The 12,700-nt window shown below is 58.4% G+C and carries 10 protein-coding genes; 3 read left to right on the plus strand and 7 right to left on the minus strand.

Annotated elements, in window-relative coordinates; all coding sequences use genetic code 11:
- Positions 1-81 precede the first annotated feature (81 nt).
- Complete coding sequence (gene pgm / locus AFK24_RS24280; protein ID WP_065835646.1) at positions 82-1,728, plus strand: phosphoglucomutase (alpha-D-glucose-1,6-bisphosphate-dependent); 1,647 nt, start codon at positions 82-84, stop codon at positions 1,726-1,728.
- 74 nt (positions 1,729-1,802) lie between these two features.
- Here pgm and AFK24_RS24285 read toward each other — a convergent pair whose 3' ends face one another.
- Positions 1,803-2,498: a pirin family protein gene (locus AFK24_RS24285; RefSeq protein WP_065835647.1), complete on the minus strand. Its 696-nt coding sequence runs from the start codon at positions 2,496-2,498 to the stop codon at positions 1,803-1,805.
- 358 nt (positions 2,499-2,856) lie between these two features.
- Here AFK24_RS24285 and AFK24_RS24290 point away from each other — a divergent pair, with 358 nt between their 5' ends.
- Positions 2,857-5,253, plus strand: coding sequence for a UvrD-helicase domain-containing protein (locus tag AFK24_RS24290; RefSeq protein ID WP_430962178.1), 2,397 nt, complete (start codon positions 2,857-2,859; stop codon positions 5,251-5,253).
- 3 nt (positions 5,254-5,256) lie between these two features.
- On the opposite strand, the gene AFK24_RS24295 is transcribed toward AFK24_RS24290, so the two are convergent.
- The 6 genes from AFK24_RS24295 to AFK24_RS24320 all read right to left on the minus strand — a co-directional run bounded on the left by AFK24_RS24295 (position 5,257) and on the right by AFK24_RS24320 (position 11,059).
- A complete protein-coding gene (locus tag AFK24_RS24295; RefSeq protein ID WP_065835649.1) occupies positions 5,257-5,514 on the minus strand; it encodes a DUF1652 domain-containing protein in 258 nt (85 codons plus the stop codon).
- A 355-nt stretch (positions 5,515-5,869) separates the two neighbouring features.
- Positions 5,870-6,853 (minus strand): 2-hydroxyacid dehydrogenase, encoded by a 984-nt coding sequence (locus AFK24_RS24300; RefSeq protein WP_065835650.1) that lies wholly within the window; start codon positions 6,851-6,853, stop codon positions 5,870-5,872.
- A 16-nt stretch (positions 6,854-6,869) separates the two neighbouring features.
- A complete protein-coding gene (locus AFK24_RS24305) occupies positions 6,870-8,186 on the minus strand; it encodes an MFS transporter (RefSeq protein ID WP_065835651.1) in 1,317 nt (438 codons plus the stop codon).
- Between the two features lie 65 nt (positions 8,187-8,251).
- Complete coding sequence (locus AFK24_RS24310; RefSeq protein WP_065835652.1) at positions 8,252-9,217, minus strand: sugar kinase; 966 nt, start codon at positions 9,215-9,217, stop codon at positions 8,252-8,254.
- Positions 9,210-10,007, minus strand: a complete 798-nt coding sequence (locus AFK24_RS24315; protein ID WP_065835653.1) for a sugar phosphate isomerase/epimerase family protein — start codon at positions 10,005-10,007, stop codon at positions 9,210-9,212. Before AFK24_RS24315 ends, AFK24_RS24310 begins: the two co-directional genes overlap by 8 nt.
- Positions 10,008-10,075: 68 nt before the next feature.
- The gene (locus tag AFK24_RS24320) at positions 10,076-11,059 is read right to left on the minus strand and encodes a LacI family DNA-binding transcriptional regulator (RefSeq protein WP_205884881.1); all 984 of its coding nucleotides are present in this window, start codon (positions 11,057-11,059) and stop codon (positions 10,076-10,078) included.
- Positions 11,060-11,357: 298 nt separating this feature from the next.
- Between AFK24_RS24320 and AFK24_RS24325 the strand changes: the two genes are divergently transcribed.
- Positions 11,358-12,476, plus strand: coding sequence for an MFS transporter (locus AFK24_RS24325; RefSeq protein ID WP_065835980.1), 1,119 nt, complete (start codon positions 11,358-11,360; stop codon positions 12,474-12,476).
- The last annotated feature ends 224 nt before the right edge of the window (positions 12,477-12,700 follow it).

The raw sequence follows: 12,700 nt of genomic DNA on the forward strand, positions 1-12,700 counted from the left end.
ACTGCCGCGCCGCTGCTATTTTTCTATTCAAAGCCCACAGCTGCCTGCGTTATTTCTATTTCCTGTCTCCATGGAGGTTGTATGAGTCTGAGTCCTTTCGCCGGCAAACTGGCACCCGCCGAATTGCTGGTCGATGTTCCTCGATTGGTAACCGCCTATTACACCGGCCAGCCGGACGCTTCGGTCGCGACCCAACGGGTTGCTTTCGGCACCTCCGGGCACCGTGGCAGTTCTTTTGATTTGAGTTTCAACGAATGGCATGTTCTGGCCATCAGCCAGGCCATCTGCCTGTACCGTCAGCTGAACGGCATCGACGGCCCGCTGTTTCTCGGCGCCGACACCCACGCCTTATCAACGCCCGCCAGTGCCACGGCCCTGGAAGTCCTGGCCGCCAACGGCGTGCACGTGATGATTTCCGAAGGCGATGAATACACCCCGACACCGGCAATTTCCCACGCGATCATCTGCTACAACCGGGGTCGCACAACAGGCTTGGCCGACGGCATCGTCATCACGCCTTCGCACAATCCGCCAGAAAGCGGCGGCTTCAAATACAACCCGCCCAATGGCGGTCCGGCCGACAGCCATATCACCAAGTGGATCGAAGCCAAGGCCAACGAACTGCTGGCCGAGAAGATTCTCGGCGTGACGCGCATGAGCCATGACAGAGCGTTGCGCGCTGAAACGACCCACCGCCACGATTACCTCAACACCTACGTTGCGGACCTGAAAAACGTCATCGACATGGACGCCATCCGCAACGCCAATCTGCGCCTGGGCGTCGATCCGCTGGGCGGAGCAGGGGTGCGCTACTGGTCGGCGATTGGCGAGCATTACGGCCTGAATCTGGACGTGGTCAACAAGTTCGTCGATCCAACGTTCCGCTTCATGAGCGTCGACTGGGACGGCCGGATTCGCATGGACCCGTCGTCCAATTTCGCCATGCAGGGCCTGATTGGTCTCAAGGACAAATATCAGGTCGCCTTTGCCTGCGACCCGGACCATGACCGCCACGGCATCGTCACGCCAAGCGGCGGCCTGCTCGCGCCGAACAATTACCTGGCAGTGTCCATCGATTATCTTTTCCAGAACCGCCCGGATTGGCGTGCCGATGCGGCCGTGGGCAAGACCGTGGTCAGCAGCGGCATGATTGACCGAGTTGCCGCGCGCCTGGGGCGTCGTTTGTATGAAGTGCCGGTGGGCTTCAAGTTCTTCGCCGAAGGGCTGTTCGATGGCTCGCTGGGTTTCGGTGGCGAAGAAAGTGCCGGCGCGTCGTTCCTGCGCAGAGACGGCACCGTCTGGACCACCGACAAGGACGGGCTGATTCCGGCCTTGCTGGCGGCTGAGATCACTGCGCGTAAAGGTCGTGATCCAAGTGAGATCTACCAGGCTTTGACCGAGGAGTTGGGCGACCCGTTTTCGACGCGCGTTGAAGCCAAGGCCAATCCTGAGCAGAAAGCGTTGCTCGGCAAGCTGTCGCCCGATCAGGTGCAATCCACTGAATTGGCTGGCGAGCCGATCCTCAGCGTGCTCAGCCATGCACCGGGGAACAATCAGGCCATCGGCGGCCTCAAGGTCATGACTGAAAATGGCTGGTTCGCTGCGCGTCCATCCGGTACCGAGGACATCTACAAGATCTACGCCGAGAGTTTCGTTGGCGAAGATCACCTCAAGCGCCTGGTGGCTGAAGCGCAGGTTCTGGTGGATGCGGCGATTGCGCCCAACTGATCTTTTTTACTGATATGCAAAAAGCCCCGACTCTTGCGAGCCGGGGCTTTTGTCTTTCTGCGTGAGGCAGATTGTTATGCGACGTCTACCAGCACGATTTCACTGTCCTCGATGGCGGTGACGCGCAGCACTTGCTCATCCTCAACTGCGATGCCATCGCGAGCCACAGCGTGCAGGCCGTTGACTTCGATGCTGCCGGTTGCCGGAACCAGATACGCACGACGACCTGCGTCCAGACGGTATTCCGCGGTTTCACCGGCTTTCAGGTTGGCCGCTACCAGACGTGCATCGGCGCGAATGCGCAGGCTGACGTCATCGCCGCTCTTGCCGCTGGCCAGGGTCACAAAGCCTTCGCGATCCCCTTTGGGAAAGGGTTTGGCGCCCCATGAAGGTGCCGCGCCGGTTTCGTTGGGCATGATCCAGATCTGGAAGATCCTGGTCGCCGTGGATTCCATGTTGTATTCGCTGTGGGCAATCCCGGTGCCAGCACTCATCACCTGCACATCGCCTGCTTCGGTACGGCCCTTGTTGCCCAGATTGTCTTCATGGGTAATCGCGCCTTCACGAACGTAGGTGATGATTTCCATATCGCGGTGCGAGTGTTTCGGGAAACCGGTGCCGGCTTCGATCACATCGTCGTTCCAGACCCGCAGTTGACCCCAGTTCATGCGTTTCGGGTCGTAGTAGTCGGCGAACGAGAAGTGGTGATGTGCGTCCAGCCAGCCGTGGTTGGCGCCGCCCAAGGTGTTGAAAGGTCGTAATTGCAGCATGGTGTGGCCTCCTGAGCAGTGCCGGACACTGTGTGAATGTCCGGGCTGCTGAACGATGATTCGTGGTTGATGGAGCAATGATCTATCAAATATGCATCGGTAAAAAGCGGGTATTTTGGCTAGTTACTATCTGATTAATTGATATATCAAGCGCATCGGATTCTCCAATTCACCTGCAATTGATCGGCTAATAGCTTGATCGCCAAGCTTTTCACTGGAGCTCAACCGCGAATAGCGCGACCATGGCGCCTTCGCTCATCTGTTTACTGCTGGAGCCTGCGTGCCGGACACCGATCTTCATCCTCATGCCGAGCTGGAACTGACACCCGCTGATCATCTGCCTTTCTTCAAACGCCTGATGGCCCGGCTGCTGGGTAAATCCCTGACACGACTGGGCTCGCAACACAGCCCTTCATGGTCCCAAGGACACGCCGACGGTTATCTGAATGGCCATTTGCAAGGCGTTGATGAGGGTTATGCCGAAGGGCATCTGGACGGGATTGAGCAAGGTCGGCAGGTGCTGGTGATCCGCGACACGCGCCCCAGCGAACATCGCGGGCCGAAAGTCGACGATCATCTGTTCGACGATTGGCGCCTGCCGCTGAGCGCCGAACTGAAGAAAGCGATCAAGACCGATGTCGCGCTCAAGCTGCCGCCCCATGCGCAGCCCAGTGCGGCGCAGTGGAAGATGATTTTCAGCGACACCCCTTCAACCTATGTGATTGCGGGCGCAGGCGCGGGTAAATCCACTTCGCTGGTATTGCGCGTCCTGGTCCTCAGTCATTACCTGGGATTCGAGCTGGACTCGATGACCGTAGTGACCTTCACCCGCGAGTCGCGCAAGGACTTCGTCAACAAGCTGATCGAGATTTTCGGCTTCTGGGGCCATGACCTGAGTCAGAAGCAGGCGCGCGAGCTGGTACGAACCTTCCATTCTCGGATCTTGCCACTGGTGCGCAGCCTGCCGGGTTTCGAACAGCTGGCGGCGTTCGAGAATCTCGGCAGCCAGTCGACCGTTGGCCTAGAGGAGGGCGCTGACAGCAACCCTTTCGATTTACGCATCAATGACGCGCAACGTCAGCAGTTGAATCTGTGTTATCGCGACCTGTACGCCAGCAACGAGCGGTTCCGCGAAGTCATGGCACCGCTCTACCGGCAGGCGCTGCAACTCAAGGAACTTGAGCGCGACCATCCGGACGTACAAAAGCGTGTCACCGTGACCGAGCTGTCGGCCAAGCGTGATGAAGAATTGTGCGACACCATTGAAGACTTGTGGATTCGCGCCAAAGCATGGCCAATCAAAGGCATCGAGCCGATGCGCCAGACGGTGGAGATCAACGGATTCGGTTTTCACCTGCACGGGTATATCGCCGAATTGGACGCCTGGGTGGTTCTGGGCTTCGACCCATCGGAAGACCAGCAGCTGAAACGTCCGGGGGCGAAATTGCCGGTCTGGGCTGAGTGGGTCATCAAACGCACCCTGTTTCAAGCTTTCTGCCGCAAACCTTTGATATGGTTGGAAAGCTATGAGGCTGGTGGCCGGGTTCTACAATCGCTTTCCGGCGCTGCGGTAGCCGGGCCGGGGTTTGATTACAAGGTCAAAGGCGAACTTGGCGCTGCGCCGCTGCTGGACAGTTTCGTGGCTGCGGCGAGCTTCATCGAAAATCTTGGCCTCGATGTGCCCGCTGCCGTGGCCGAAATGAGCTTCGCGAAAGACGATCCTGATCGCTACTTTTTCGAGGCGCTGAGCTTGTTCTGGAAAGCCTTCGAAACTCACCTGCTGGCGCAGACTCCGCCGGTCATGACCTATAACCGGATGTTTGCCCTGTTTGGCGAAAATTCTCCGGAAAACCTGAAAGTTGTAGGTGATGCGCAGCTCAGGCCACTTTCGCACTTGATGATCGATGAATTCCAGGATGTGTCGCCACAGATCGTTTCGTGGGTCCGGGCGAGTCTTCGGGAAATACGCCGGCGAGGTCCGGCGTTGCACATCGGGCGCACGGCCCAGCACGCCTCGCTGTTGTGTGTCGGCGACGACTGGCAATCGATCTACGGCTGGCGCGGCAGCTCACCCAAGTTCTTCATGGAATTCCCCAAGGAGTTTTCCTCGCCGGCAACCACCAAAGTGATGCTCAGCGAGAACTATCGCAGCCATCAGCACATCATCGACGCTGCCGAACATATCGTTCGCGCCGCACCGGCCATCGCTGGCAAAAAAGCCCGTGCCTGCGGAGCCGCGCAGGAGTTACTGCCGGTCACCGTGCTGAATCGTGAGGATCAAGCGCTTGAAGCGCGTTTGATGGAACATTACAAGGACGGCGATTCGATTCTATTGCTGTACCGAAAAAGCAGTGAGAAAGCGTCTTTATCCAAAGAGTTACAAGCACTTATTAATGCAGACTATGCGCAGTCGCCCGAGCAGCGTCGCTTCAAGCAATTGACCTATCACAGCGCCAAGGGGCTGCAAGCCGATGCGGTATTCCTGCTGGGCGATTGCCAGCATCTGACCCATTCGCCCTACAAAAACCAGCTGTATCGCCTGGCCGGGCTGGGTAACGATGGCGATACAGACGCATTCGATAACGCGCAAAAAGATGAGGTGATGCGCCTGGCCTATGTCGCGATCACCCGCGCCGTTCGTCACTGCTACTGGTTTATCGATGGCAGCGCGAAAGAGGGGGCGAATGTCACCAAAGCGTCGGATCGGATCGACGCTGGCAAGGTATTTTTCGAGGATTTGCGCCACAAAACCTGAGGCTCAGGACGCGTTCAACACTCTGGATGGGCGGAACGACTCCAGTTCCGCTTCGATCGCCTCGATAATCAGCTCCACCTCCGTCGCATTCATCACCGTTGCGCAAGGCAGGCCTGCGATGGCGATGACTGTTTCGCCGCTGGCGCGATCGAAAAGTCGGGCAACCATGCTGCTGGGTGCATCCATGGTGGCTTCGAAGCCGACCGGGTGGAAGTACCAGCGCATCAGCTGGCAAGCATTGGGGAACGTGACTTTGTTCATTCAGCCCACCTCGTCTACATCAGCACTGGCAATTGCTCCAATGGGTAGGGAAGGACCGGTCGAGATGGCCAGCGAAAGCACGTGTTGACCTGGAAGCGGGGTCTTGGGGAAGATTCCCACAATGGTCGGGGCGCTTTCCTGATAAGAAATCTGAACAGTCCTATCGAGAAACAAAAATAGCACTGCATCGGTTACAAACAGAAAACTTTTTTCCCGATGGGGCGAAGTTTTGCATTTTTATGATCCAGGTCATGTTGGTTATTCCTTAAACATCTTTCAGAACGGGCCGACGGCCCATTCTGGCTTGAAGGTATGCCGAGATGCGCTGGAGCGAGGCTTGCCCGCGATGAGGTCTTTAGCGCCGTGCCTCCCAACCCTTCGGATTAACCAGATTCGCCGGCTTCTCACCCTGGAGCGCACTGATGAGATTGTCCACTGCGCAGCTGGCCATCGCCTCGCGGGTTTCATGGGTTGCCGAGCCCATGTGCGGCGTCGCCACGACATTGTTCAGCCTGAGCAAGGGCGAATCGCTGGCCAGCGGTTCGCGCTCGAACACATCGAGCCCCGCCCCGCGTATCTGGCCGCTTTGCAGCGCCTCAATGAGCGCCTGCTCGTCGACCACCTTGCCCCGCGCGATATTGATCAGAATGCTTTCCGAGCGCATCAGGGCCAGTTGGTCCTTGCCGATCAATCCCTCGGTTTCAGCGGTCAACGGCACCGTCAGGCAAACAAAGTCGGCTTCGCGCAACAACGCCTCAAGGCTGCGATAGCCCGCATTGAAGCGGGCTTCCACGGCCGGTTTGGGGGAATGGCTGTGATACAGCACCGGCATGCCGAAACCGAAATGGCCGCGTTGGGCCAGTGCCTCGCCGATCCGGCCCATGCCGATGATGCCTAACGTCTTGCCATGCACATCGCTGCCGAAATGCGCGGCGCCGATGTTCTGCTTCCAGTCACCATTGCGCACCATATTGGCCAGTTCGACCACCCGCCGTGCCGTGGCCATGATCAGCGCAAAGCCGGTATCGGCGGTGGTTTCAGTCAGCACATCCGGGGTATTGCACAGCGCAATACCCCGGCGGTCCAGATCCTCAATGTCGTAATTGTCCACGCCGACCGAAACAGTGGAGATCGCCTCCAGCTGCGGCGCGAGGTCCAACAAGCGTGCATCGAGCTTGAGGCTTGCGCCCAAAAGCCCCTGCGCATAAGGCAGGGCCGCGCGCAATCGGGCGAAATCGTCACGTTTGGGATCTTCGATAAACGTGACTTCAGCGTGGGCTTGCAAACGCTCCATGAGCGGGGGCGACAGTTGCTTGTAGAGAACGACATGCTTTTTCATCGTGGATATTTCCCTTTCAAGGATGGGCCGGGGCGCGGGGAGCATTGCGCTGGTCAGCAACAGGCTTGGTTTTGTTGTCTGGCCTGAGCATCAGGGTCAGGAATACCGACATCAGTAACGAGCCGCTCATGAACAGATACGAAGCGCTCAGGGTTCCGGTCACGCCATTGAGGTAACCCACCAGATACGAGCCAGCAAACGAACCCAATGCGCCGAGACTGTTGATCAGTGCCATGGCACCGCCGGCCACATTCGACGGCAGGATTTCCGGAACGATGGCAAAGAACGGCCCATAAGGCGCATACATGCAGGCACCGGCAATCACCAACAGCGAATAGGACCACCAGAAATGTTCAGTGCCCAAGGCGTAGGAACCGTAGAAGGCAATCGCGGCCAGCAACAACGGCGGCCATACAAACAGTTTGCGCTTTTGCAGTTTGTCCGAGGCCCAGGACACCACGATCATGCCGATCACGGCAGCCAGATAAGGCAAGGCCGACAACCAACCGGCCTCAACCATGTCCATCTGCATGCCTTTTTTCAGAATGGTCGGCAGCCACAGCACGAAGCCGTACACGCCGATGCTCCAGCAGAAGTACTGCGCTGCGAGCAGCAACACTTTTGGCGAGCGAAACGCCTCAGCGTAGTTTTTGACCGGTTTGATGCCGACCTGCTCGGCGTCCAGGCGCGCTTGCAGTTCGGTTTTTTCGGCTTCGCTGAGCCACTTGGCCTGGGCAGGACGCTCGTCCACCAGACGCCACCAGATAAACGCCCAGATAACGGCTGGCAAGCCTTCGACGATAAACATCCAGCGCCAGCTGAAATGGGCTACGAGATAACCGGAAACCACTGACATCCAGAGCATGGTCACCGGGTTGCCGAGAATCAGCACGGTATTGGCCCGGGAGCGCTCGGCGCGAGTGAACCAGTAGCAGAGATAGACCAGCATGGCGGGCATTACGGCAGCTTCAACCACACCAAGCATGAAGCGAATGCCGATCAGCATGTAGGCATTGGAAACAATGCCGGTCAGCGTCGCGAGGCTGCCCCACAGAATCAGGCTGACAAAAATCAGCTTTTTCACGCTTTTCTTCTGCGCGTAGATCGCTCCCGGCACCTGAAAGAAGAAGTAACCGAGGAAGAACAGTGCGCCTAGCAATGACGACATGCCGGGCGTGATGTGCAGGTCTTCGGCCATGCCGGATGCCGCAGCGAAGCCATAGTTGGCCCGATCCAGATAGGCCAGGCTGTAAGTGATGAAGACGATGGGCATGATCCACAACCAGCGACGTTTCAAGCCGCTGGTTTTAACGCTATCGAGTAACTTTTCCATTTCGATCTCCTGAGCTTTTTGTTGTTGTCGCAGCAGGTACGGTTATTCAGTTGAGCAGGGCTGGTTCAGACCAGTTCCGCCAGTTTTCGGCTAATGGGCAGGGCCGCGTCGAGCGCCGCGCGTGACGGCAGGCCTTCCATATCGCCGCGACTTTGCACGGCCTGGCTGCCGATCCAGTTGCCCCGGGCCACGGCCTGGGCAAAACCCTGGTTTTCCAGCAGGGCGCTGATCACGCCGACGGCGAAACCATCTCCGGCGCCGACGGTGTCAACGACCTGGTTGACCGGTACGCCAGCGACAAACCCCTGGTCGCTTTGCGTGCGGTAATACGCGCCGTTAGCCCCGAGCTTGATCACCACCGCTTCGACGCCCTGATCCAGGTAGAACGCGGCAATGTCCGGCGGATCTTCATAGCCAGTGAGCACCAGGCCTTCGGCCAAGCCTGGAAAGACCCAATGCGCCAGGCTGGCGAGGTAGTTGATTTCGTTGATCATGCGCGCTTGGTTCGGCCACAGGGACGGGCGCAAGTTAGGATCGAACGACACACTGCGCCCGGCGTTATGCATGCAGGTCATCAATTCCCGGGACAGGTCACGGCAGCTGCCCGACAGCGCAGCCGGGATGCCGGTTGCGTGCAAATGCCGGGCGTCGAGCAGGCGCGGTTCGATGTCCTTGAGCGACAGGCGACTGGCTGCCGAACCCTTGCGGAAATACTCCACGACAGGATCTGCGCCCTCCAGCTCCCGGGACTTGAGCTGAAAACCGGTAGGGTGCAGCGGGTCCACTGTCACGTGCTGACAACTCACGCCTTCGCGCTGCAGGCTGTCAACGACGAAACGACCCAGCGAGTCATCACCGACGCGGCTCAGCCAGGCAACCTTGAACCCCAGGCGCGCCAGGCCGATGGCAACGTTGCTGTCGGCACCGGCAATGCGTTTCTCAAAATGGCTGACCTGAGCCAGATCGCCAGGCTGCTCCGCGACGAACATCGCCATGGTTTCGCCGAATGAAAGGATATCGATCTCAGACATGGCTCAATACCTCCCGCTGCTGAATTTGCGAATCCGGAGCGAGGCGAGCCAGGATGTCCACCTGCTGGCGGGTGATCGCCAGCAAATCGTCACCTTGCAACGGGTATTCGATGGCACGCGGGACGGCGTCCGGCATATACGCCAGCAGTTGTCGCCATGCAGGCAGGTCAGCCTCGGCAGGCGGGATCGCAACCAGCTTGTCGCTGGCATTGCGGGTCACGGCCTTGAAATGCACGTATTGCACAAAGCGGCCCAGTTGCTGCGCGGCGCTGATCACATTTTGGTCCTGCCATTGCCAATTACCGACATCGAAGGTCATGCCGATGTCCAGGCTCAGGGCCTCTACCTGCGCGAAAAAACGGCAGAAAGGCGCGATTATTCCGCCATGGGCCGTCTGGTCGTTCTCCACCAGCAATTGCACATCGTGGTGGGCCAGTTCCTCACTCAGCGTCTGCAAATCACAGGCGTCAGTGAAGTGACCGAGAGAAACTTTCAGCCACTTCGCCCCGCAAACATGGGCCCGCTGCAGGGTGACGGCCAGTTGTGGATTGGGTTGTGTCTGATCAGCCAGCCACAATTCCAGCGGTGCCGAATACAGGCACTCCAGGCCTTGAGCCTGAATCGCGAGGGCCAGTGCGGGAAAATCCTCAAAAGTGAACAGCTCCTCGCGCAACTCGATGCGCGAAACGTTGCTATCAACAAGCAGTGGAATAAAGGCGGCTTGCCCGCGCTGACGAACCAGATCGGCGCCAAAGCTTGAAAGACTGATGGAGACGGGATTCATGTGCATTATTTTTATCCTCTGAAACCGGTTTCATTTTTTACGGTAAAAATTGGATGAGACAGCAGTTGTTCATGTCAGGAACGCGGTCGAGTCGAGCCGCGCACAATCAATTTCGCTGGAAAGTCGAACAGCCGGCTGGGTGCCTGATCGCCACGCAGCCGGTTGAGCAGGCATTCGAATGCGGTAATGCCGATGTCATGGGTTGGCTGGGCGAGGGAAGTTATGCCGCTGCCCACCAAGGGATACCAGTCCAGTTCGTCCAGGGCGATCAGGCCGATATCGTCGAAAAGGTCGCAACCCAACTCACGAAGCAGGCGGGTGGATGTCAGCGTCGCCACGCCATTGGCCGTGAACAGCGCCTTGGGGCCGGGGCCCGGTGCGGCGAAAAAGGTTCGCAGATTGTCGGCCAGTTGCTCATCGGTTTGCGTGACCTGGCCACGAAGCCTGGGTCGCTGCGCTATCAGGCGGGTGAAGGCTTCCATTCGTTCCAGGCGGGAGCTGGTACCGTCCTGCTGCTCGCTGACCAGCAGAATGTCGCGGTAGCCGCAGCTTTCAAGATGATCGATGGCTTGTTGCACCGCTGCGCTGTTGTCCAGTCCAACCAGATCGCTGTCCAGCTGATCAACCCGGCGATCCACCAGGACCATGGGCAACTCGCGATGCAAATCGCGCAGCTCATCAAGATGATGTCCGAGGGTATTCACGATCAAACCCTCGATGTTGTAAGAGCGCAGCGCCGCCAGATGCAGGCGTTCCTGCTCGTCATCGCGATCGGTATTGCACACCACAAGGCTGTAACCGTGACGTCGGCAGGCGGTTTCAACACCGTGCATGACGGCAATGGAATAGGGGTTGCGAATATCGGCGACGAGCATGCCGATCAACCGCGTGCGACCGCGTTTCAGGCCGCGGGCCATTTGATTGGGGCGATAACCGAGGGTTTCGATGGCTTGTTCGATGCGCAAGGCAATGGCATCGGAGAGTAATTGCCGGTCGTCGCCAATGAAACGCGAGACGCTGGCCTTGGATACACCGGCCAGATCGGCAACATCATTCATGGTCACACGCACACGCGGCGACGGAGGAAAGCTACTCACATTGAACACCCTGTTGGATTTATTGGCGGGCTATGTCACGAGCTATGTCACGGGCTCTGAAAACGGTTTCAGAAAACACCAAAGCCGCGCTCACGTCAACACGGCGCCGGATGAAAGGCGGTATTTGTGGGTCTGGCACCGGATCAATACCCAATCCTGCCCAGCGTATTGGCGTGACAGTTTTATGAAAGAAGGGTTGTCAGGCCGCATTCCAGAGCCTCATGCTGCACGTCCGTTTTGTAACCGGCTGTTTCTCGAAATGCCTGCGGTTAAACCTTCCGTTGATGCTGCCTCTCGTCGTTCGGCAATAGTCCTGGCGCTGTGTTTACCCAGTGACGTGTTGCTGTATCTGCTGCTACCCATGCATGTGCAGGCATTTGGCATCAGCCTGGCCCAGGCCGGTGTGCTGCTGGCGGCCAATCGGTTGGTGAGGATCTTTGGTTACAGCTACGTGGTGCGTTACTACGCGCGCCATGGTGATCGTCCTACGGTCATGTTGGCTGCGGCGACAGCAACGGTATGCGCGCTGGGTAATGCGGTCATTTCCGGATTCTGGTGGCTGTTGATCCTGCGCCTGGGCTGGGGATTGGCCTACGCGGCGCTTAATTTGTCGACTCAGGTTCTGGCCACCTCGGAACCTGCGGGGGCGGCGCATCGATCCGGTCGTTCTCGGGCCTATATCGCGATCGGCCCGATGCTTGCCTTGCCGCTGGGCGCAGTGCTCAGTATCCAGTTCGGGCCACGGCCGGTGTTTATTGTGCTGGCCTTCGCGGCGCTACTCGGTTGCTGGGTGGCCCGTGGCTTGCCGGGGCTCGCACATGTCATGCCGACCGCTACGGGCCGCCGTTTCAAGACGCCGGACAGTGTTGCGATCTGGTCGTTTGTCGAAGGCGTCGCGCTGGACGGGCTGTTCATTTTTGGCCTGTCGCTGCAGGCGCAAGCTGTGATGGGCACCAATGCGGTTCTGGTCGCGGGTGTGTTACTGGCCTTGCGTTATGTCTCGGAAATGCTCTTGAGCCCATTGGGCGGTCGCCTTGCTGACCATGTCGGGGCGGTGAACATGCTGGTGGTGTGCTCGGTGCTGACCTGCATCGCACTCACGGCGTTTGGTTCCCATTGGTTGATTCTCGGGGCGGCCAGCGTGTTGATCTTGCGCGCGGTGCAACTGCCCTTGGTAACCACGCTGGTTGCGCAACGCAACCCTGGGCCGGGTCGAGTGCAAGCCTTGGCCGCCAACGCTGTCTGGCGAGATATCGGTGCCGGACTGGGTCCATTGTTGGCGGGGGTGTTATTGCCGGTGGCGTCTGCCACATGGGTGTATGCTGGCGCCGGGCTTGCGGTCGCGATAAGCGCAATTATCTGCGGGCTGCGCAAGTAGCTTTCGAGTAATAGTCTTCCGGTCTCTATAACGGGACAGCACTTTACTCATTGATAGTTCGAGTATTTATGATCCTGAAGGCAACCTTCAGGCCTTATCTGACTCTTATCGTCACATTCTTTAAATCGACACATTGGACAACTAGTCTGTGAGCAGTCATCACAGCCAGCCGCATGCTGATCGGACCATGGAGTTGCGGGGGAGCGAACCCACTCAGGGAAGCA

It is taken from the genome of Pseudomonas syringae (assembly GCF_001698815.1).
Lineage (GTDB): Bacteria > Pseudomonadota > Gammaproteobacteria > Pseudomonadales > Pseudomonadaceae > Aquipseudomonas > Aquipseudomonas syringae_A.